Annotated in this window: 23 protein-coding genes; 11 read left to right on the plus strand and 12 right to left on the minus strand. The window is 43.7% G+C overall.

What is annotated here, in order from left to right; all coding sequences use genetic code 11:
* Positions 1-30 precede the first annotated feature (30 nt).
* Together mog and IEW93_RS08950 are read left to right on the plus strand one after the other, a co-directional pair.
* Entirely contained in the window at positions 31-564 is a 534-nt protein-coding gene (mog, locus tag IEW93_RS08945; RefSeq protein ID WP_188738988.1) for a molybdopterin adenylyltransferase, read from the plus strand.
* A 182-nt stretch (positions 565-746) separates the two neighbouring features.
* On the plus strand, positions 747-2,321 hold the full coding sequence (locus IEW93_RS08950; RefSeq protein WP_188738989.1) for a diguanylate cyclase: 1,575 nt from the start codon (positions 747-749) through the stop codon (positions 2,319-2,321).
* Positions 2,322-2,386: 65 nt separating this feature from the next.
* On the opposite strand, the gene IEW93_RS08955 is transcribed toward IEW93_RS08950, so the two are convergent.
* From IEW93_RS08955 to IEW93_RS08970, 4 genes are all read right to left on the minus strand, one after another.
* Positions 2,387-2,611: a hypothetical protein gene (locus IEW93_RS08955; RefSeq protein ID WP_188738990.1), complete on the minus strand. Its 225-nt coding sequence runs from the start codon at positions 2,609-2,611 to the stop codon at positions 2,387-2,389.
* A 104-nt stretch (positions 2,612-2,715) separates the two neighbouring features.
* Entirely contained in the window at positions 2,716-3,849 is a 1,134-nt protein-coding gene (locus IEW93_RS08960; protein ID WP_188738991.1) for an ABC transporter permease, read from the minus strand.
* Complete coding sequence (locus IEW93_RS08965; protein WP_188738992.1) at positions 3,849-4,583, minus strand: ABC transporter ATP-binding protein; 735 nt, start codon at positions 4,581-4,583, stop codon at positions 3,849-3,851. The genes IEW93_RS08960 and IEW93_RS08965 overlap by 1 nt, the downstream gene beginning before the upstream one ends.
* A gap of 2 nt (positions 4,584-4,585) precedes the next feature.
* On the minus strand, positions 4,586-6,190 hold the full coding sequence (locus IEW93_RS08970; RefSeq protein WP_188738993.1) for an alpha/beta hydrolase: 1,605 nt from the start codon (positions 6,188-6,190) through the stop codon (positions 4,586-4,588).
* 94 nt (positions 6,191-6,284) lie between these two features.
* On the opposite strand from IEW93_RS08970, the gene IEW93_RS08975 reads away from it, so the two are divergent.
* The 6 genes from IEW93_RS08975 (at position 6,285) to IEW93_RS09000 (ending at position 12,171) form a co-directional block, all read left to right on the plus strand.
* Positions 6,285-6,662, plus strand: coding sequence for a GntR family transcriptional regulator (locus IEW93_RS08975; RefSeq protein WP_188738994.1), 378 nt, complete (start codon positions 6,285-6,287; stop codon positions 6,660-6,662).
* Positions 6,663-6,699: 37 nt separating this feature from the next.
* A complete protein-coding gene (locus IEW93_RS08980; protein WP_188738995.1) occupies positions 6,700-7,569 on the plus strand; it encodes an ABC transporter ATP-binding protein in 870 nt (289 codons plus the stop codon).
* Positions 7,566-8,858 carry an ABC transporter permease gene (locus tag IEW93_RS08985; protein WP_188738996.1) on the plus strand — a complete coding sequence of 431 codons (1,293 nt, stop codon included), beginning with the start codon at positions 7,566-7,568 and terminating at the stop codon, positions 8,856-8,858. Before IEW93_RS08980 ends, IEW93_RS08985 begins: the two co-directional genes overlap by 4 nt.
* 150 nt (positions 8,859-9,008) lie before the next feature.
* Positions 9,009-10,802 carry an AMP-dependent synthetase/ligase gene (locus IEW93_RS08990; protein WP_188738997.1) on the plus strand — a complete coding sequence of 598 codons (1,794 nt, stop codon included), beginning with the start codon at positions 9,009-9,011 and terminating at the stop codon, positions 10,800-10,802.
* 114 nt (positions 10,803-10,916) lie between these two features.
* Positions 10,917-11,705: a lipase family protein gene (locus IEW93_RS08995; RefSeq protein ID WP_188738998.1), complete on the plus strand. Its 789-nt coding sequence runs from the start codon at positions 10,917-10,919 to the stop codon at positions 11,703-11,705.
* Positions 11,706-11,763: 58 nt separating this feature from the next.
* On the plus strand, positions 11,764-12,171 hold the full coding sequence (locus tag IEW93_RS09000) for an acyl-CoA thioesterase (protein ID WP_188738999.1): 408 nt from the start codon (positions 11,764-11,766) through the stop codon (positions 12,169-12,171).
* Between the two features lie 19 nt (positions 12,172-12,190).
* Here IEW93_RS09000 and IEW93_RS09005 read toward each other — a convergent pair whose 3' ends face one another.
* From IEW93_RS09005 to mtnC, 3 genes are all read right to left on the minus strand, one after another.
* Positions 12,191-12,448, minus strand: coding sequence for a GNAT family N-acetyltransferase (locus IEW93_RS09005; protein ID WP_188739000.1), 258 nt, complete (start codon positions 12,446-12,448; stop codon positions 12,191-12,193).
* 45 nt (positions 12,449-12,493) lie between these two features.
* A complete protein-coding gene (locus tag IEW93_RS09010; protein WP_188739001.1) occupies positions 12,494-12,916 on the minus strand; it encodes an acyl-CoA thioesterase in 423 nt (140 codons plus the stop codon).
* Positions 12,917-13,176: 260 nt separating this feature from the next.
* Positions 13,177-13,857 (minus strand): acireductone synthase, encoded by a 681-nt coding sequence (gene mtnC / locus IEW93_RS09015; RefSeq protein ID WP_188739002.1) that lies wholly within the window; start codon positions 13,855-13,857, stop codon positions 13,177-13,179.
* Between the two features lie 201 nt (positions 13,858-14,058).
* Between mtnC and IEW93_RS09020 the strand changes: the two genes are divergently transcribed.
* On the plus strand, positions 14,059-15,270 hold the full coding sequence (locus IEW93_RS09020) for an alpha/beta hydrolase-fold protein (protein ID WP_223419005.1): 1,212 nt from the start codon (positions 14,059-14,061) through the stop codon (positions 15,268-15,270).
* Between the two features lie 134 nt (positions 15,271-15,404).
* Complete coding sequence (locus IEW93_RS09025; RefSeq protein WP_188739003.1) at positions 15,405-15,644, plus strand: HP1242/YdcH family protein; 240 nt, start codon at positions 15,405-15,407, stop codon at positions 15,642-15,644.
* A gap of 373 nt (positions 15,645-16,017) precedes the next feature.
* On the opposite strand, the gene IEW93_RS09030 is transcribed toward IEW93_RS09025, so the two are convergent.
* From IEW93_RS09030 to hutI, 5 genes are all read right to left on the minus strand, one after another.
* Complete coding sequence (locus tag IEW93_RS09030) at positions 16,018-16,512, minus strand: GNAT family N-acetyltransferase (protein ID WP_188739004.1); 495 nt, start codon at positions 16,510-16,512, stop codon at positions 16,018-16,020.
* On the minus strand, positions 16,512-16,784 hold the full coding sequence (locus IEW93_RS09035; protein WP_188739005.1) for a type II toxin-antitoxin system TacA family antitoxin: 273 nt from the start codon (positions 16,782-16,784) through the stop codon (positions 16,512-16,514). Before IEW93_RS09035 ends, IEW93_RS09030 begins: the two co-directional genes overlap by 1 nt.
* Before the next feature lie 109 nt (positions 16,785-16,893).
* Positions 16,894-18,561 carry an amidohydrolase gene (locus IEW93_RS09040; protein ID WP_188739006.1) on the minus strand — a complete coding sequence of 556 codons (1,668 nt, stop codon included), beginning with the start codon at positions 18,559-18,561 and terminating at the stop codon, positions 16,894-16,896.
* A 131-nt stretch (positions 18,562-18,692) separates the two neighbouring features.
* A complete protein-coding gene (locus IEW93_RS09045; protein ID WP_188739007.1) occupies positions 18,693-19,469 on the minus strand; it encodes a haloacid dehalogenase type II in 777 nt (258 codons plus the stop codon).
* A gap of 201 nt (positions 19,470-19,670) precedes the next feature.
* On the minus strand, positions 19,671-20,903 hold the full coding sequence (gene hutI, locus IEW93_RS09050) for an imidazolonepropionase (RefSeq protein ID WP_188739008.1): 1,233 nt from the start codon (positions 20,901-20,903) through the stop codon (positions 19,671-19,673).
* Between the two features lie 134 nt (positions 20,904-21,037).
* On the opposite strand from hutI, the gene hutC reads away from it, so the two are divergent.
* Entirely contained in the window at positions 21,038-21,742 is a 705-nt protein-coding gene (gene hutC / locus IEW93_RS09055) for a histidine utilization transcriptional repressor HutC (protein ID WP_188739009.1), read from the plus strand.
* Positions 21,743-21,780: the final 38 nt, after the last annotated feature.

Genomic DNA, 21,780 nt, shown 5'->3' on the forward strand with positions numbered 1-21,780 from the left:
TAATCACCCCACATTTAGGGAAAGATTACCATGAGCAAAGCAAAAATCGGCATCGTGACAGTAAGCGATCGTGCCAGCGCTGGCATTTATGAAGACTTATCAGGCAAGGCCATTATTGATGTATTAAATGAGTATTTAACCTCTGAGTGGGAGCCTGTGTATAAGGTGATCCCAGATGAGCAAGATGTGATTGAAGCGACCTTAATTGATTTGGCCGACAATCAAGATTGCTGCTTAATTGTTACTACAGGCGGCACTGGCCCGGCAAAACGCGATGTGACTCCAGAAGCAACTGAAGCCGTGTGCGACCGTATGATGCCTGGCTTTGGTGAATTAATGCGCGCCGAGTCATTAAAGTTTGTGCCAACGGCAATTTTGTCGCGCCAAACTGCGGGACTACGAGCTGATTCGTTAATTGTGAATTTACCGGGCAAACCTAAGTCTATCCGCGAATGTTTAGATGCAGTGTTTCCCGCCATTCCGTATTGCATCGACCTAATGGATGGTCCCTTTTTAGAGTGTGATGAAGCGGTGATTAAGCCGTTTAGACCTAAAGCGAAGTAAAAGCTCATTTAACGTTACTCAACCAGGCCTTCAGTTAAGTTCTTAGTTTTAATGGCCTGGTTCTTAGTTGGGTAAAGCTGGTCCTATTTGCTATTGTGCTGTGATGATTGACAGATGTTCACCATATCTAGGCTATTTAGGTACTACACTGTGGATATCGGTGTAAACGGGGACTTAGCTATATGACATTAAAACGCTTCTCGCTTTTTTTGCTCTCCTCTTTATTTGCCTCCATATGTTTCTTGTTGGCGAGCATTTATTACTTTTTTTACCTCCCAGGCATTAAGGCTGAAATTCTTGATCAACAGCAGCAAGAGTATAATTTGTTGCATTCAGCATTGTCTTTGTCGAAAAATAGCCTAACGACGCTTTGCTACGATTATGCAGTTTGGGATGACCTCGTTGAATATGTTCACAACCCGACGGATGAATTTGTACAAAGTAATATGCCCGACAATGCATTTGAGGCGGCAAATATCGATGCGGTTTTATTAACTGATCTAAATAACCAGCTTGTGTGGGAGTATCAACACGAGTCATTGCTTAACTCGAGACAATCGTTAATAAACTTGATCACTCAAGGGAGTACTGGCCTTGTTAATATATTGCCTTCATCGGCAGAGATAGCGTTGCAAAAAGTGTCTAGTCGTAGCGGCTATTTAGTGCTTGATGGACAGCTTATTTACTATAGTAACACGACTATTTTACCTTCTACCGCAACAGGGGAGATAGTTGGCAGTTTAACCATGATACGTTTGTTAGATAAGGCTCTGGTTAATGACATTAGCCGATATTCTTTGGTGAGCTTTTCTATTACGCCAGCCTTTAAAACATCGAATGAAATAGATGACTTTTTTAGTTTAAAACTAATTGACAGCATCAGCCCTTCTCACAGTTGGTTAATAAGTAATGCGTTTGATAATCAAGCGGTCCAAGTGACTCTTAAGCATAAAAAAACGTCATTGCCTCAGTTAGATTGGATAGCGGTTATTTCGCTGGTACTGGCTGCGATATTGATCATCTCATTGTCAATGATGATGCTTTCAAGATGGTTAATATCGCCTTTAATTCGATTCAATCAAAGTATTAACGACTCATCTAGTGATGGATTAATGAGCAAAATAACCTCCCATCATTTAATTGATGAAATAGAAAGTATGTCTTATTCATTCAATCAGTTGTTGCTAAAGTTTAATGCCCAGCAAAATTATTTAGAAACATTAACCGTGCAGGATGCGCTTACCGGTATAACAAATCGCCGAGGACTTGAGACGTTTGCTAAAGACATTATGTTACGTTGGCATACAGAGCAAAAAGGCTTTAGTACCATGATGATAGATATTGATCACTTTAAAGCGTTTAATGACCAATACGGACATTTAGCCGGTGACAATGCATTGGTTGCTGTGGCGACAAGTCTTGCTGAGCAGGTAGCAGGTTATGACGCGCTAGTTGCTCGGTTTGGCGGAGAAGAGTTTTGTATTATTTTTGCAGAGAGCGACTCCGGCACAATATTGAAAATAGCTGAAAACATATGCAAGGCCATTGAGCAATTGCATATTCCCAATAAAGTCGGTAATCGCCATTGGGTAACAGTAAGTATTGGGGGTGTGGTGGTTAACACTCTGGTTGCTGATGCAGCAAAGTACCATTTTAGTGATGTGTTGCAGCAAGCTGATGAGCAGCTTTATTTAGCTAAGCTGGCTGGGCGAAATACCGTTAAATTGCAGCTGTTTGCGCCAATTAAGAATCATTAGCCGAATGAGGTTAAGTATTCGGCCAATGATTGATATTTGTAATGGCATAAGCGTGGTTGCGAGCGTCACAGCTTTTTAAACTGTTGCTTTAAGTCAAAGTCGCTTTCGGTCACGAGTTTTTCTAGCACTTGAATGCGTTCAATCAGTGCCTGGTTTTGCGCTTTAATGTCTGCTAATCCATCGGCTTCAGCTTTTTGTTTATGCCTTAAATAGTGTTTAAACATTTCTGATGCTGTGGTGCCCACAACAATGATAAATACCAATGCGATAATTGCCATATCTTCGTTCATGATCACTCCTTAATTGCCTAACTTTGCATGATGTCCAGCCTTAACGCTTAGTTGGCTAAGGCTGGATGACTCTTAGCTGGTTGTATCAGCTGTTGTTACAACACTTATAAACCAAAGACCACTTTTTCACTTTTTAATGATTTCTCTAATCCTACTGCCAATGCTATGGCAATGATTAACGTGGCTACCGATGATACGATTAACTGCATCATTGGAATTTCACGGCCTTTAATAAAGTCCATTAATGCTTGCTGCTGACCCGATACCGGTAACCATTGCAATACATCTGGCGCAATGTTGTAACTGGCGGCCATTGACAGTGCCAGCGGTACAAATAGCACCATGGTTAAGTATGACTGCGCCTCTTTAAAGGTTTTGGCCATAAACGACACATACAATTGCAATGTTGCTGCCATTAACGCCACCGGAATACCGATTAACAACATTAACCCCATAAAATCTTGGCTGATGTTGACGGTAAAACCGATTTGTTGCCAAGGTACAAACGGATACGCCACCTTAGATACCAGCAAGATTAAGACTAACCCTAGCAGCGCAAAGCAGGTCACCGCGATAATTTTGCCTAACACTAATTGGCGGGTGCTCATTGGGTGACTCAGTAGTAACGCCAGCGAATTACGTTCACGCTCTCCAGCGCTGGTGTCGATTGCCAGGTTCATGCCTGAAATAAACACCGAATACATCATGGTGAAAATGGCCAAACCTAAAATCATTCCGCCTTTTGAGTCAGCTGTGGCCTGGTCTTGTACGTTGATTTTGATTGGCTGAGTAATGCTTGGATTAATGCCTCGTGCAATAAGACGAATACTGCCCATTTCAGCACCGTAAGCTTGAAGTTGGCGCTCGAGTCGCTGAATCGATTTTTGCAGTTTTTCGTCTGAATTATCTGCAACTAATAGCACTTCTGCCTGCTTGGCCTTTGCCATATTGGTGGCGTAATCGTCACTGATGGTTAAGGTGATTTTATTTGCTTGCTCATCGTCAGCATGGTTAATGCCGTTATTGCTTAAATAACGCACGAGATCGGGGGCGTTATTGGCGTTTTTAATGTTGATGTTTAAGTCTTCTGGGCTAGATAATTGACCAATTAACACCATAAATAGGCCACACATAATTAGTGGCGTACCGATGGCATAATAAAGGCCTGCCATTACTGAGCGTTTGTCGCGTGCCGCATCGATAAGCTCTTTGCGCACCATTGTGAGTATCATTTTCATTATGCTGCAATCCCTTCGTCTGTACCGATAAGTTCGATAAATGCATCTTCTAGTGAGTCTTTGCCCGTTTGCTGACACAGTTCGTCAGGGCTACCAATAGCGACCACCTTGCCGTTTGCCATTACAATTACGCGGTCACATAAGGCGGCAACTTCTTGCATGACGTGGCTTGAAAACAACACGCAATGCCCCTGTGCTTTTAGTTGCAATAAAATGTCGCGCAGTAAACGAGTGCTCATCACATCAAGCCCTCGAGTGGGTTCATCTAAAATGATGTTACTTGGCTGATGTACTATGGCTTGCGCCAATGCGGTTTTCATCCGTTGGCCTTGCGAGAAGCCTTTGCAGCGACGGTCGCTGATGTCTTCAAGCTTTAATTGCGCGATGACCTTGGCGGTTGCCTCTTTAGCTTGTTTGCGTGACATGCCGCTGAGCTCTGCAAAAAAACTAATGTACTCGCGCGGTGTAAGGCGTTCGTACAACCCAAATGGATCTGGGAATAACCCTAATTGTTTTTTAGCGCCTATTGGGTCAATCGCGACGTCAATGTCATCGACCGTTGCCGTGCCTGAGTCTGGCGTTAGTAAGCCAAACAGAGTGCGTAAACAGGTAGTTTTACCGGCGCCATTTGGGCCAAGTAATCCGGTGATTTGGCCATTTTCAGCACTAAAACTTAAATTGTCTAACGCCTGCACATCGCCAATTTTTTTGGTTAAGTTTGTAACAGTAATCATGACTATTCCTTATCTTCAGCTGTTTTTGCTGGCGCTGTTGTGTCGGTTTTGATTTCGGTGTCGTTTTTAACAATCGGTAATGTTTCTACAGTGTTGGCATTAAGGTAAAAGCTGCGGCGTACGTCTTTTTGTAGGCACTCGCCGTTTATGTCCTTCAATGAGCCTTGATCAACTAATTGTGCGATTAAATCATTGCCGCAGCTTTGATAGGCCACGCCGTGAGTGGCATAAGGGGCAATAAGATGCTTTGATTTTGTGAGCTTTTCTTGTGCCATTGCGCCCCAGTTTGGGGGAGTGGCTGGGTCCAGTTCTCCTGAGAGTAATAGCGTTGGGATATCACTGTCGATTGGCTGGCCAAAGCTGTCATCTTCTGCTGGTATTGGCCAGGCTTCGCAGGTTTTAACTAGGCCATCTAACATGCTGCCTGCAATATAAGATTCTTTAGCGTCTTTACGCATTTGCTCAGTGATGCGGTGAATATCTTCACCGCAGACAACTGTTGAATGCATACCTAGCGCGATGCCTGTGCTGTCGGCGGTTAATGCGTAAATACCGAGTATTGGCTGATAATTACCATTTGCGGCTTGATGAATGGCATGTGGGATAAGCGCTCGAATATTTGGCATGTACATTGCCATTCGAATTGCTCCAGTAAATTTACTGCGAGTCAGTAAAAACTCCGTTAACTCATCAGTTTGTGGGTCACGCACTTGTTGGCTAATTGGGGCGTTAGCAAGTTGTTGATCGACTTTATTGTACTTGTCGACTAAATCAGGAAACTGTTGCTGACACTCTAGGTTACTTTGACAGTCACGCCACAAAACATTGAGCCCGCGCTCAATGGAGCTACCAATAGCGATTAAACTTTGTTGCATTGGCACAACTCCGTCTAAGGTGACTGTGGCTAGTGCTTCAGGGTAATGGCGCATGTATAGCTGTGCCATACGTGACCCATATGAAATGCCATATAAATGCAGTTTGTTGTAACCTAAAAATTGGCGTACAGCCTCAAAGTCTTTTACCGCGTTATTGCTACCATATTGAGTAACATCGGCCTCAATTGAGGCGAGACAGGCTTCGGTCATCGCTACTGTGTCGAGTTCGCTATCATTAATGCTGAGAAATGACATGTTTTCATCGTCACAAGACAATAGGTTAGATTGGCCTGTGCCGCGCTGATCAATCAGTAAAATATCGCGGTTTTGGCGCACCTTAGTCAGCATGCGGTTAAATCCAGCGGCATTTTCAATTGCCGATTGGCCAGGACCACCAGATATGGCGAGTAAAGCTTCATCTGGATGGGTATTTTTAATTGCAGGCAATATTGCAAAGTGAATATCGATTTGCTTACCGTCAGCTAGCTTGGGGTTTTCAGGTACAGTGATTTTGCCGCACTGAAGCTGTTCGTCCATGCCGTCTAAATAACACGTTGATGTTTTAGCGGACGCAGCCACTGGCGTGTTTGTGGGTGCTGCACTGCTGTAATTAGCCACTAATATCGCGGCAGCAACCGCTACCCAGCGACTCACTCGAGTTGCCGACTGGCATAAACCTAATACGCCTGATTGTGCGATTGAGGTGGTATTGGCACACTTCCTGTTTGTCATCGGAACGTTTCCTTTTTGCATTTCATGACGATTATGATACCTTAACACTTAGTGTATGAGTGTATCAATGTATTAATACAGTTGCTAAAGGCTAATGTTAGAATTACTAAATGTCAACCCCAGTAGTGGTGAACCCATTTATCGACAATTGCACGATCAAATTGTGCGTTTAATTGTTGGTGGCCAATTGCAGCCTGAAGATGTCCTGCCTTCAGTGCGCCAATTGGCCGAGCATTTGGCGGTCAACCCCATGACGGTGTCGCGTGCAATGCAGCAACTTGTTGATCAAGGCTGGGTTGAGCGGCGTCGTGGTCAACCGTCATGTGTTGCCGCCAGAACGTCTGCAAACACAGCGTCTGGTAGCAGTTTATTAGCGCCGCAGCTCAGAGCATTAGTTGAACAGGCACAACAATTAGGTGTTGATTACGACGAGTTACAACAGCTGCTAAAGCAATCTTGGGATCAAGAATAGCCGTCATTTAAGCTAAATTTTGGTAGGAATATCGAACATGGAAGCCGAAGAACAACCCGTTTTACAGTTTAATTCAGTTAATAAAATCTATAGCACGACAGATCACGCTGCCGCTGGGCATAAAGTATTGAGTGATTTGTCGATGACACTTTACCCTGGCATGGTGGTGGGATTATTAGGCCAAAATGGTGCGGGTAAATCGACTCTAATGCGTTGTGCGCTTGGCATTGTGGGTATCGATAGTGGTCACATCAATACTCTGGGCGAATCGCCAGAAAACCTTTCTGTTGAAGCAAAACAGTGCATTGGCTATGTGCCACAACAGCCTTTTGGATACGAAGGTTTTACCATAGATAAAGCATTAGAATTACATCGCAGCTTTTACCCCAATTGGGACATCGCCTTAGAACAAGAGTGGCTAAAACGCTTTGATTTAGATGTGACTCAAGCCGTACAAAAATTGTCTGTGGGTCAGCGCCAATCGTTAGCCTTGATCATGGCGATGGCGTATCGACCAACGCTATTGTTGCTCGACGAACCCGTTGCTAGCCTCGACCCTATTGCCCGCCGCCAATTTATGGGAGACCTGTTCGATCTCGCGCTCGACTCTGGTTCGGCGGTATTGTTTTCATCGCACATTACTTCAGATTTAGAGCGTGTAGCCAGCCATGTAGCACTCATCAAAAAAGGCGACTTAGTGCTGTTTAAAGAAATTGATGCCCTGCGTGAAGAGGTAAAATTACTCACTCTTAACGACGACACCAAACTACCTGCAAGCTACAGAATATTAAGCCAAACCGGCCAAACCGTGCTGGTGGACACCCAGGGTAACTCGGAGGTGATAGCAGGTGTGCAAAGTGAAAAATCGTTAAATTTAGAACAGTTATTTATGGAGCTGCACCGATGAGTGCGCTGCCAACTCAAGGAAAACAAGCCACATGGCGTAAACCCTATCAGGGGATGTTGCGTATGTGGTTATATGACTTAGGTAGCGTTAGTTTTTTAGGCACGAGCCTGCTTGGGCTAGTGCTTGGGCTTGCGCTGTTAATTAGCGGTAAAACTGAGGTGGTTAGCCTGGTTTTTTCAATGGCCAGTGTTTCAGCGGCAGCCAGTATTGCCTGGCAGTTAAATCGTTTAGTAGCGACCGAGACCAGCCAATTAATCCCAGGTTATCAAGCAAATGTATTGCAACAGGCGTTGACTATAGCGCTGGCGGTTATTGGGTTTCAGGTGTCGGCTTGTGTGATTTTTTCGGCATATGAAGTAATAGCTCAATTGTGGTTAGCCGTTGCGGTTGGGCTTGGATTTGTGTGGCTTTGTTTGTGGCGCAGTCATTATTTTCATTTATCGTTTGCGCTGTTTATTGCGGTGCCATTTTTAGATGAACTCTCTTCTCGTTTGTCGCTATGGGCCAGTTTAATGATTGTTGCCATGCTGTTTTTCCGTGTGATTAGCTTGTGTCGGCAACTGCACTGGAATAGCAATGCGCGGGTGGTGTACCTCAATGCCGTACAAATGGGCTGGATGTGGTTACCAAGCATTAAAGGCGTCGCGTGGGTGGGTAAATTTGAGCGCCTGTTTCATCCAATGAATTTCTTTATTGGCCCTGTGTTAACCATGATGATGCTAGCTCTACCTGTTATCGCTATAGGCTTAATGCTCTTTTCGTGGTTGCTTGATTTCGATTTGCCTACCGTGTTTTTAATTGCTCAATTTTCAGTGATCAGCTGCGCGATTATTCATTGGAGCCGTATTCAGCGCTGGCGTGCCACCGAAACCTTATTTTTATTGCCTTGTTACAGCGGGTTAAGTGGGATGAAAGAGGCCTTTTTCCACAGTCAATATCGTTTTATTGTGGCAATGGTACTGCTAGTTACCTGTTTTGGGGGGCTGAAATCTTTGTTTGAGCCACAACTCAGCCTGATGTTTTTAGTTCACTTAAGTTTAAGCACCTTTTGGGGTTGTGCGATTATGCTCGGAACAGGTTCCGCATGCCGTAATAGCCAACAAGCAACAGCGGCAATGTTAGTGGTGTTTGCACACTCGATAATCGTATCGATGAGTTTTGCTGCGCTAAGAGACGGCGACAGTGTTACCCCGTGGCTATTGTTGGATATTCCACTTACTTTAGTGGGTGTATTGACATTAATTTGGGGTAAACGACAGCTTTGGAAGTATGGCGTTACTGTGGCTTAAATATCGGTTTGCTGATACTTGTGTTCAATAAGTTTAGTTTGTAAAAGTGATGTTAATCGCACAAATAGAGCAAAAGCTCTTATGATTTTTTTAAGCTTAAGGTAGAATGCAAAAAGCGGAACACCTGTAAGCTTAAAAGGTCACGATTAAATGTCACTAAATCAATATCACGTTGTAAAACTTCTGCAACAGCAAAGTCAGTCTTTAGGTAGCAGTATTGCCCTAGAAGGCTTTGAAATGCTTGCGCCATGGCACTCAGTGACTTGGGATCAATTCAATGCATTGACCGACTCGGTGGCGCAATTATTGATTGACTTTGGCTTACAAGTGCAAGACAAAATCGTGATATTGTCGCAAAACTGCCCGCAGTGGACGTGTGCCGATATTGGTGCACTTAAAGCGCGTAATGTCGTGGTACCTGTTTACCCAACCAGCACACTTGAACAAGCGGTGTTTATTGTTAACGATGCTCAAGCTAAATTAATTTTTGCTGGCGATCAGCAGCAATATGACATGGCTTGTAACATTGCTGCGCAAGCTGACTGCGTGCAACACATTGTGGTATTTGATGCTAAGGTGACCTTACGAGCCGACAATCACCTGCATTTTGACTCGCTATTAACAGCACAATTTAATCCAAGCGTAACCCAAGAATTAACCAGCCGATTAGCCAATACGGATCTGGATGACTTGCTCACGCTGATTTACACCTCAGGAACCACAGGCAACCCAAAAGGGGTGATGATCGATTACCGCAATTTTGCCTCAATGATTAGCCAACATGATCAAAAACTGCCTTTTACCGCCGGCGATGTGTCATTAGCCTTTTTGCCGTTAAGCCATGTGTTTGAGCGTGGATGGAGCATGTATGTATTGTGCCGTGGCGGTCGAAATGTGTATTTAAACGACACCAATAAAATTAAACAGGCGCTTGTTACGGTTAAGCCGCACACTTTATGTGCAGTGCCGCGCTTTTTAGAAAAAATTTACAGTGCAGTGCATGATAAAGTCGGCAAAGCGCCTAAAACACGCCAAGCATTATTTGCTTGGGCGATGAAAGTTGGCCAACGCCAATTTGAAGTCAATCAAGGCCGTGCTAAGCCAAGTTTATGGTTAAGTGCCCAGTGGCAGTTGGCTAATAAATTGGTTTTTACCAAGTTGCAGCAAGTGCTTGGCGGCCGGCTAAAGTTTATGCCTGTGGGCGGCGCAGCGTTGGATGTAAATGTTGGCGGCTTTTTTCACAGTATTGGTGTGCCAGTGTTGTGTGGGTATGGCATGACAGAAACGTGCGCGACGGTTACCTGTAATACTTTGGACAATCGTGTGCCAGGTTCAAACGGTAAACCGTTAGAGGCCATGCAAATCAAGCTGGGTAAAGACGATGAGATTTTAGTGCGTGGCGACACCGTAATGCGCGGGTATTACAATCGCCCCGATGACACCGCCGAAGCCTTTGAAGACGGCTGGTTAAAAACCGGTGATGCAGGGCGTATCGATGAGCAAGGCAACTTATACATTACCGACCGCATTAAAGAGTTAATGAAAACCTCTAACGGTAAATACATTGCCCCGCAGCGCGTTGAAGGTAAAGTGGCTTGTTGTCCTTTTATCGAGCAGGTGGCTATTATTGCCGATGCGCGTAATTACGTGTCAGCCCTTATTGTGCCGGCATTTGAAGCATTAAATGCTTGGGCAATCGCGCAAGGTATCCATGTTGAGAACCCGATTGAATTACTACGCCACTCACAAGTGGTTGCGCATTTTGAGCAGCGCTTAATTGAGCTGCAACATGAATTAGCAGGCTTTGAAAAAATTAAAAAATTCACCTTATTGCATGAAGCATTTTCGATGGAGTCTGGACTCATTACGCCGACATTAAAGCTACGTCGTAAAATGATTTACAGCAAATATCACCATGAAATTAATGCCATGTATAGCAACTAATCATTGCGAAAAACGTTAACAATAGAGCGCCTTTGAGCGCTCTTTTTGTTTTTCACTGAATTGTCATCTGTTTGTCTTATGCTCAATGCGGTGTTATCTGGCAGGCCACAGGATTTGAAAAAGCTTAAGCGCTACCAATATGAACGTTATGCAGTGCTCTGTAAGGTAACGTATCAAACCGACTTTGATCCGCAAAGTTTGGGGTTCTCAACTGATAATTATGCCGAAATAGCCAATCGTTGGGGGCATATTTGCGCGCGGGTGTTGTGGCGCGATGATCACCCAGAGGTGCTGGTGGTGTTTAGGGGGTCACAAACGGTAAATGAATGGTTAATTAACTTACTGTGTATGCCTAAAGTAAAGCAATTTAGTCATTGTCGTTACCACGTGCATTATGGTTACGATTATTTATTAGAGCAGATGAGTAATCCTACCGCGCCCAATTATCAAGCTGATCAAAGCATTTTTCAGCGGCTACATGCTATTGTCAGCCCACTGATTTTATTGGGTAAAAGGGTCACGTTAACGGGGCATTCATCGGGCGGTGCCATGGCGATATTGGCCGCCGACAGGTTAGAGCGCCAATACACTAAATCAATAAAACGCGTAGTGACATTTGGTCAGCCCGCACCGGGTTTTGGTAGTTTTCAACGCCAATATTTACTGCACAGGCGTACCTATCGAATTTGTTGTGGCGTTGATGTAGTGACATTTTTACCGCCACTGCCGGGAATGTTTCATCACGTTGGGCGGATGCTTTGGTTACATAACGAGCGTATATACGACAATATCTCGCCTGTTAAACGCTTTTTGTTGAGTTTTGCCAGTTGGCTATTGTCGCCATTTGCTTCGCATTACATGCACAAATACATTCGCGATAAAGATTTTTTTGATGACCTGTAGCGAGATGTGTCGTTAGAATGGATGAATACCCATACATTATAATAATAAAGGATTTATTGTGGCAGACACTCAATTTAGCATGACTCTTAAACCACGTTTTTGTGAAACCGATGCACTAGGACACATTAATAACACCGTTATTCCGGTGTGGTTTGAAGCGGCGCGTGAGCCGATTTTTGATATTGTTAATCCAGGGCAAGATTTAACCAAGTGGAACATGATTATTGCTGGCTTTACCATTGCCTTTACTGCACCAACTTACTACGGCACGGAAGTGACAGTAAAAACCCATATTAGCCGTTTGGGTAACAGCAGTTTTGATATTTTACAAAGCTGCTGGCAAAGCGGTAAAAAAACCGCCGAAGCCACCACTACCATGGTGCATTACAATTATAACACTGAAAAAAGCGAACCATTAAGTGACCTTGTGCGCCAGCAATTAGCGGCGGTAACCGGGCCAGCTTAACGTGTGGGCGGGTAACTCATTAAGATAAAAATTTAACCACATAACTGCAGCTGGCATTAATAGTTAAGCCTTCGCTTTTAGCCCACGCTAGCCCAGTACGCACTAACTTTTCAGCAATGCCTTTACCCCGTAACTCTGGTGGCACAAAGGTGCGATGAAAATCTATATTTTTGCCCGTTAAATGGTATTCAAGCAGGGCTTGAGCACCATTAATATTGACTACAAAACGATGTTGTTCGGCCTGGTGCGCTACGGAGACAGTATCTTGGCTGTTCATTTTGTGCCCTCTAAGCGTTTTGGTTTAAATGTTCATTGCTCAAACTTACTGATGTTTTGACAGGGCGGCAAGTAATTCAGGCGTGAGTTTGGCCTTTTGTCCGGTTTTAAAATTAAACATCACCACCTTCGCCAAGCCAATGGTGGTAACCGCTTGCTGTGCTTTGCTAAACACTGTGTAGTGCATAACAAAACGGTCTTGTGTGATGTCGCTGATTTTAATGCCAACAATGATTGAGTCCGGGAATGTTAGCGGGCGCTTAAAGCGGGCGTTAGTCTCACTGAGCACAGGCCCAATTCCCGTGGTTTTTAAGTCGGCGAGCATGTTTATTTGATTAAAAAAGTCGAGACGCGCGGTTTCAAAATATCGAAAATATACAGCATTATTAACGTGTTGCAGTGCATCCATTTCTCCCCAGGCAACTTGTATATTGGTGCTAATAGAGTGTGTAGCTAAAAAGTCTTCCATGGGATACCCTGTATAATAAAAGTTAAACACTTGTTTGAAATCATCGTTAATTTACCAGCCGCAGGCTGGTACAACAAGGGTTATAGTGTTTAGCCTGTAAACCAGAAAGGAATTTATTTTGCCAAAACTGACATGACTTAGCGCACCTGGTGTATGGTTTTCTTCTTGCTAGGCGGTGTTTGTGGGTTATTCTTGGCTATTGGCGAAAATAAAAAACGACCATCAAGGTCGTTTTTATAGGAAAGTGTTGCCAAAACAGATTAGTCGAATTGTAATTCGTTAAAGCTGGTCACCGTTTGGCATTTGGCTTTAACCTGCTCAGGAAAACGCAACATTTGGCAGGTTGTCATTCCGGCAGAAGCCGCCGCTTTGAGCTCTTCTGCTACATCAGACACAAACAAAATTTGTTTTGGCTTTAAGCTAATCGTATTGCAAATATTGCAGTAGGCTTGCTTGTCTAATTTGTTACCTGTGCGAGTGTCAAAGTGGCCACTAAATGCACTGGTTAAATCTCCAGAGTCTGAATGACTAAACAGCAGTTTTTGCGCTTCAACAGAGCCAGAAGAAAAGCTGTAAATGCGGATGCCTTTTTGGGTAATGCGTTCAATCGACTCAATAAAGTCTGGGTAAATATGGCCAGTAAAATCAACACGGTTATAGCCTTGCTTCCAAATTAATCCTTGCAAGGTTTTTAGTGGCGTCACTTTACGGTCTTCATCAATCCATTGTTGTAAAATTTCAGTCACTCGTGCCAAAGGGGCATCTGGCTCAAGGGCGATATCTTTTACATCGCTTATACAGCAATCGACCAAAACATTGTGCTGGTTTTGCTCAAGAAACTCGGCCATTGCAATGCGTGAATATGGAAATAACACATCCTGAATAAAGTTAAGATCGGTAGTGGTACCGGCGGTATCAACGATGATAGCTCTAATACTCATAAGATTTGTGACTCCCAAACAATAAATAAACTTACCATGATCCTATGCTTTATTGGTCACTAAGGCTAGTGCTATTGATGATATAACGCCTAGGCTTGGCGACTTTTAGTACAAGATGTGAGCTAGATTTAGTTAATGCTAAATTGCCTTGTACTGCTAGCTCTGTTAGGTTCATAAAGTATACAAAACAAGGATGAAAATATGGTAACTGTACTTAACGACTTTACGGCTAAGGGGTTGAATTTATGTAAAGGAATCCTGTTTGTCTGTTCGCTGCTACTGACTATGGTTGTGGTAAATGCCTATGCAGTAGATGCGCCGCGCATAGCAGCATTTGTGCAACCTAAAACCGATATTCTCAGTGTTAACTCAAGCACATTTAATGCCAATGCCGACTTTGTCGTGAGCCTACCTAATGGTTATAGCGAGTCTGTTGATAAACGGTATGTGGTGTTATTGGATCTCCATCCTCGAAGTCACCTTTATTTAAGCGGCATGCACGATTGGATGAGCCATAACGGTGGTTGGCCGTGGTTAGAAACCATCATTGTTACCGCGCCAAATGGCCATGAGGGCTTAGGTAAGCTGAAGGTCGCAGCAATAGAAAAGCAAGGCGATCAAACGTTATTGGATTTCTTTGAACAAGATTTATTGCCAGCCATTGATAAACGTTACCGCACCAATGGATTTCGAATTTTTAATGGTTTTACTGGCAACGCTGGATTAGTGCTACACAGTCTTATTAACCGACCTCACTTATTTAATGCCTATATTGCAGCCAGCCCTGTGTTATCAGAAGATTTTGCATACGTACTTACAGATGCACCTAAAAAGCTTACCAATATGCAAGGCACGCCACGCTTTTTATTTATGACAACCAGTGACAGTGATTTTGAGCAAAGGCAGCTCGAGTCTTTTGCGATACTCGAAGAGATAATTAAGACCCATGCCAATAGCAAACTGGACTATCAAATTAAACGCTTTGATGGCAGCTATTATATGACACAGCCCATAATCGCTACCGCGTTAGGTATCGAGATGATATTTAATGACATACATACAGTGTTGCCGGTAACTTCTGAGGTATCCAAACAAGGCACAAAGTCAATTTTGGCTCATTATAAACGCCTGACTAATGAGGTTTATGGTTTTGAAGTACCAGCGATTGATTCGTTATTAGCGCTGGGTGATAGTTTGGTTAGCGCTAGCCCAGCGCAAGCAATAGCCGTGTATCAAGACACGTTAAACGCCTATCCTAAGGCTCATACCGCGTATCATGCGTTAGCTATGGTTTATGCCAGTACAGATGAACTTGCAAAAGCGATTGAAGCTGAAAAACAAGCCTTAGCTAATACTGACCATCCTTTTTATCAGCGCAAATACACTCAACAATTAGCGGTATTTCAGCAGTGATAATCATCAAATAGAGTTGAGAATAATTGGGTGTGTTGAGTATTTTTATGAGTTTAGCCCCAGATATAACCATAAGGATAAATATAGGCTACCCTTAGAACTGCTTTATACTGCTAACTGTAAAGGAGTGAGATATGTTAGGTGAAAACCATGCGTTGTTAGTTGATTTTCCGGAGTATACGCTGACCATTTTAACGTTAACGGCTGATGACACTGTGTTTGCAGAAAATGCTCGTCGTTACCATGAATTAGATACAGAGATCCGTAAGCTCGAATTGAGAAACTCACCGACAAGTGATGAGTTTATGCATCAAGCTAAGCATGAGCGGGCAGTGCTTAAAGATAAGCTTTATTTGCAGTTTTCTAATACGTAGGTTTCTTTGCAGCGTGTTGTCGATAGTGTTTTTCGTCTTCCCGACAGTGTGCTTTAGCCTGGATCCAAATGTAATTTTTGTCGTTTTGTTATTATTATCATGGCGGCACATTGCCCATACCAGACTAAGAGGAAACCAGCGGCTGTTTCCTCTTTCTTTTATAAAAAAACATTGCCCAACCGCTAATACTACATTATTCCAATTGATTGAAATTGAATAATTGAGGCGATAATTTCTTAACAACGCTTGAGCAAGCGTTGACGGTTTGTAACCTGCTTGGATCATCTTGTTATAAAGAGCTTATGCCATGTCTAATCCGTGAAGTGATACATTCTTGGCTCTAAGTTTTTCAAGCTATCTCAAGCCACTCAAACTAGTTCAAACTCGCTCTTACATCTGCGATGCTGATGAACAGTTTGTGTTCTGCATCTTGAAATGCCTGGAAACCATAGCGTTGATAGAAGTGCTTTGCGCCATCTTTTGCGTCAACAATCACCACAGGGAATGCTACGCTGTCACTCGCAGTGAGCAACTTTTGCAATGCATCAATAAGTAACCATTCACCAAACCCCTGGGCTTTGTAACGCTTATCTACTGCTAAGCGGGCGATGAGGCCGCCTGAGGTTGAAGATTGATATTTTTTTTGTAGTTTATGTGGCAGGGCTTTTATGTCTATCGGGGTCATTGTTAATGTATAAAAACCGATAATATGAGCGTTATTGATATCATCTTCTAAAACAAAGGTTCTGGTGTTGTCTTTTTTAGCTTGCTGACTCGCCATAACTTTCAAGTAGTTATTAAGTGCGTCACTGCCACAGTTAAAGCGGTTTCTATCGTGTTTTGCCTTATCTAACAGTACCGTATTCATTACTGGTTTTTGCTTTTATAACGTTCAGAAGCCGCTTGTAGATTTGAGTTTGCGGTTGCTGGGCGGTCTAGGGCTTCCATAAGTAAAGTGGCATCTGCTTGATTAAGCTTTAGCGTTTCTTCACGTTCAATCACTTGTTTGGCCTTTTCGATTGCAGCATTTAACATAAATGAATTAATGCTCGACATGCCAGCAAGCGCCGCGGCTTTCGATAATAAATCTTGGGTGTCAGCATCAACTCTAGCGGTGATGCGAGGTAACGTAGCTGCCATAATATTCTCTCTAGTTGTGCCAAAGTGTCACATAAGCATTATGTGGTTAAATTGCTCAAAAAGCAATCTGTGTGTCACTTTGACACATAAAGAAATAGATTGAGAAGCTCTATTCTTCTCCTTTCACAAACACCTGGCGGCCGTTTACCCAGGTGGCAATAACCTTGTTTTGCCATATCTGTTGTGGGTTTATTGCAAAGTAATCGTCCTCAACCAAAATAAAATCTGCTTTTTTACCTGACTCTAGTGTACCCAGTAACTGCTCTTGGTGGCCGGCATAGGCTGCGTCGATAGTGAAGCTTTTAAGCGCCTCAATGCGGGAGAGCTTTTCAGTTGCTAGCCAACCGTCGAGTGGTTGATTTGCATGATCTTGACGTGTTACCGATGCGTGCAGGCCAAAGAATGGGTTAGGGGATTCAATCGGGAAGTCGGAGCCATTGGCAACAACAGCATTGGCATTTAACAGTTTGCGCCATGCATATGCGCCAGCAAGTCGCGCTTTGCCTAAACGGTTTTCAGCCATGTTTTTGTCGCTGGTGGCGTGAGTAGCCTGCACTGAGGCAATAACCCCAAGTTGAGCAAAGCGTGGAACATCGGCTAAATCAAGAATTTGTGCATGTTCGATACGGTGGCGCAATGCTTTGGAGTCGGTTGCGGCAATTGCCGTTTGGTATTTATTGAGTACTACCTGGTTGGCGTTGTCGCCGATGGCGTGGGTATTAACCTGAAATCCGGCTTTCATTGCCTGTAAAATCAGTTTGCCTAATTGCTCATCTGAATAGAGCATTAAGCCTTTGTGGCCGGGTTGGTCAGAGTACTCTTTAATTAACGCTGCGCCGCGACTACCTAGCGCCCCATCGGCAGATATTTTTACACTGTCGACTTTAAACATGTTATCAGCAGTGTTGATATGGCCTTGCTTCAATATGGTATCAAAACGAGGGTCTTCAACCGACAGCATACCATTAACGCGTACACTCATAGCATTGTTAGCCGCTAATTGTTGATAGGCGCTAATGTTGTTAATGCTGATACCCGCATCGTGAACGCTGGTTAAACCGTATGAGGCTAAGCTGTCCATCGCCAGAGTTAACGTAGACTCGAGCTGCTTCTGATTAAGATCGGGAATGATGCTAAACACTAAGTTCATTGCATTGTCGATTAACACTCCGGTTGGGTTGCCATGCTCGTCCTTAACGATTTCACCGCCTTCTGGCGAGACGGTGCTGGCTGAAATACCGGCAAGTGCCAATGCTTTGCTGTTAACCCAAATAGCGTGGCCGTCAACTCGTCCAAATGATACTGGGTTAGCAGTAAAAACGTTATCTAGCGTTTCTTTTGTTGGGAATTGTTTGCTGTCCCACAACTCTTGGTTCCAACCTCGGCCCATTAACCAGCTGTTTGTTGGATTTTTTTTAATGAAAGCTTGCGCACGTGCAACCGCATCTTGCTCGCTTTTGCTACCTGTTAAATCGGCGGTTAATAAACTTAAGCCATAACTGAGTACATGCCCATGGGCGTCGATTAACCCTGGCAGTAAGGTTTTGCCTTTACCGTCAATGGTAATGATATCTTTGGTTGTGGGTAAAGCCTGGTCTTTGGTGAAAAGTCGGTCGATTTTATCGTTGGTGAACTGAATTGCATTAAAGGTGTGTAATTTACCGTTAACTAAGGTGTAGCCGTTAACATCATGCACCAATGTGGTTTGCGCGAAAGTGCTTGCACTTAAACTGCAAACACCCAATGTAATCAACAGTGTTAAATACCCTTTTTTCATTATTTTTATCCCTTTATGCGACTCATTAATCCATCCTATTTAATGTTAAATAATGGTTAATGGCAAGGGCTTGGTTAAAGAGGTTATCGCTTAGTCGGGCTAGGCGAAACCTCTTATTATGCTGGGTGTACTTATTTAAATGTAGCCAGAGTTTTGGCAAGGTCATTCACATCTAACACGTTATAGTCTGGTTTTGCAGCCAGTGGAAACAACACTTTACCCTGTCGACGGATAAATGCAGTTTGTAAACCTGCTTTTTCTGCACCGGCAATATCCCAGCCGTGGGCAGCAACCATTAGGGCTTCGTTAGCGTTAACGCCTAAATCTTTAATGGCCCATTGGTAAGTGCTTAAATGCGGCTTAAATACACCAACAGATTCGATGCTTAAGTTGGCATCAAAATATTGGCTTAAGTTGGCATTTTTAAGCTGTAGTTGCACGCCTTCTAGTGATGAGTTAGTTAAGGTGACTAGCTTATAACCTTGCGCTTTTAATGCCGCTAAGCCTTCTGCTACATCTGGGTGAGCGGGTAATGAACGTAAAGGCGTTACAATCGCGGTTTTGGCCTGCTCGTGAGTAATGGCAATGCCGTTAATCTCAGCCACCATTTCTAATGACGCCACACCAATATTGCCAAACGACTGATACTCGCCAGTGGCTGAAACCACTAAAGAGTGATGCAACATGGTTGAGAACCATAATGGCAATAAATCATCACGCCCATTAAGCGCAGTACCAACAGATTTACGCATATTTTCAAGATCTAACAGGGTTTCATTTACATCAAAAATAATGACTTTAGGTTTTGTGAGTTCGGTGGCTGAACCTGTTGTTTCATTGGCGAATACTGGGCTACTGTTAAGCAGCAAAAATGCGCTTGCAATTGATAATAGTGTGCGGATTGTCATAATACCTCTGTGTATATGGGTTAGGTTGGCAATAAAAAGATTTTGAACGATCGCTCATAATTGGCTAAGCCTAAATGAAATAGCTCTTAAAATCACGCAATTATTGATTTTATCTTGCTGGCCTTACAGGCATAGAAGTAGAAAGAGCCATATGTTGTGTATAAAAGCCAACAACATACGGCTCGAGGGTTTGAAATGCGATTAACGGGGTAAGGCTACAACTTGGCCATTTTTGACCACATTTTGACAAGGATTAACCCCGTAAGCATAAGCCAGTTGTGCAGGGGTGTGGATATCCCATAAACAAAAGTCGGCCTGCATGCCCACGCTAAGATGGCCAACATTTAACTCAATTCCTAATGCTTTAGCAGCATTGATGGTTACGCCTTTCAGGGCTTCTTCAGGGGTGAGCCTAAATAACGTGCACGCCATGTTGAGCATCAATAAAGTGGAGCAAATAGGAGAAGATCCCGGGTTAAAATCGCTGGCAATCACCATCGGCACCTTGTATTGACGCAGTAAATCGATGGGCGGTAATTGGGTTTCGCGTAAAAAGTAAAAAGCCCCAGGTAGTAAGGTGGCACAGGTGCCACTTTTGCTTATGGCCTTAACACCTGCTTCGTCTAAAAACTCAATATGGTCGACAGATTTGGCCCCCAGTTTTGCCGCCAGTGCACTGCCACCCATATTAGATAACTGCTCAGCGTGCAGTTTTATCTGCAAACCGGCTTGCTTGGCTGCACTTAATACTCGTTCGGTTTGCTCAAGATTAAAGGCGATGTTTTCACAAAATACATCAATGGCATCCGCTAAGTCTTCTGCGATTACTGCGGGCAGCATGTCATTAATAACAAGGTCGACATAGCCATCTACATCGTCCTGATATTCTGGCGGAATGGCATGGGCACCCAGAAATGTGGTGCTAACATCGATATGATGATGCTCGCCAAGCTCACGGGCAACTCGCAATAGTTTCAGTTCGGTCTCTGTGTTTAAGCCGTATCCTGATTTAATCTCAACCGTGGTGACGCCTTCTCTGGCTAGGGCATTTAAGCGTTGGCGACCCAACTCAAATAACTCTGCTTCATCGGCGTTGCGGCAGGCATTAACGGTTGAAATAATACCGCCACCGGCACGGGCAATATCTTGATAACTCGCGCCTTGGAGCCGTTGCTCAAACTCATTGGCGCGATTACCTGCAAACACTAAATGGGTATGTGAGTCGATTAATCCAGGGGTGATCCAGCCGCCTTTACCTCTGTAAACGGGTGTTGCCAATACATCGAATTCAGGCAATTCACTGCGAGGACCTATCCAGGCTATTTTACCGTCTTTAACTGCGATAGCCGCTTGATGTATGGCGCCGTAAGCCCCATGTACACTCGGGTCCATGGTGGCCACGTTTACATCTATCCATACTTGATCCCACACCATGAATCCCCTTAAAAAGAAAAATAAGTCACGATTTATTATTTATTAAACAATACTTGTTTAAGCTTGTATATACAAGGTAGAGTTAATGCAGTAATAAGCATTAACTCTATTTTAGCGATCGTGGAATTCTTGATATGGCCCAAGCAAAATTTGCTCAGATTAAACAATTTATTTTGTCGCGTATTGAAACTGGCCAATGGCAAGAAAACGACCGCGTGCCGTCAGAAAATCAGTTAACTGACTTGTTTGCATGCAGCCGCATGACGGCAAGGCGAGCATTAACTGAGCTGGTGGATTCAGGCGTATTAGAGCGCACTCAAGGTGTAGGTACTTTTGTGGCAGGGCTTAAGTCGCAGTCATCGTTACTCGCCATTCGTAATATTGCTGATGAGATAAAAGATCGCGGTCATGGTTATAGTGTTAAGCAACTTGAATTACAGCCAATCGAAGCCAGTGTTGCTGTGGCAAATGCCTTAGGGCTTGAAGTGGGCAATACGGTGTTTTATTCAGTGCTGGTGCATTGCGAGCAAGGTATGCCTCTGCAAGTCGAAGAGCGCTATGTTAACCCTAAACTCGTGCCTAATTATCTTCATCAAGATTTTACTGCGCAGACACCTCACGAATACTTATCAGCCGTTGCGCCGTTAACAGAAGCACGTCATACCGTTGAAGCGATTATGGCAACCGAACAGTTGCAACAAAGATTGGCAATAGATGCGACAGAACCCTGTTTACAAATTTTACGCCGCACCTGGTCACGCCAGGGGGTGGTGAGTTTTGCAAGGTTAGTGCATCCAGGGAGTAAATTTAAACTCACCTCAGCTCTGGTTAAAAAATAACACATGTCAGATGATTTTTATTGATTCACTGGCCGCAA

This window comes from Shewanella inventionis, from assembly GCF_014641855.1.
Lineage (GTDB): Bacteria > Pseudomonadota > Gammaproteobacteria > Enterobacterales > Shewanellaceae > Shewanella > Shewanella inventionis.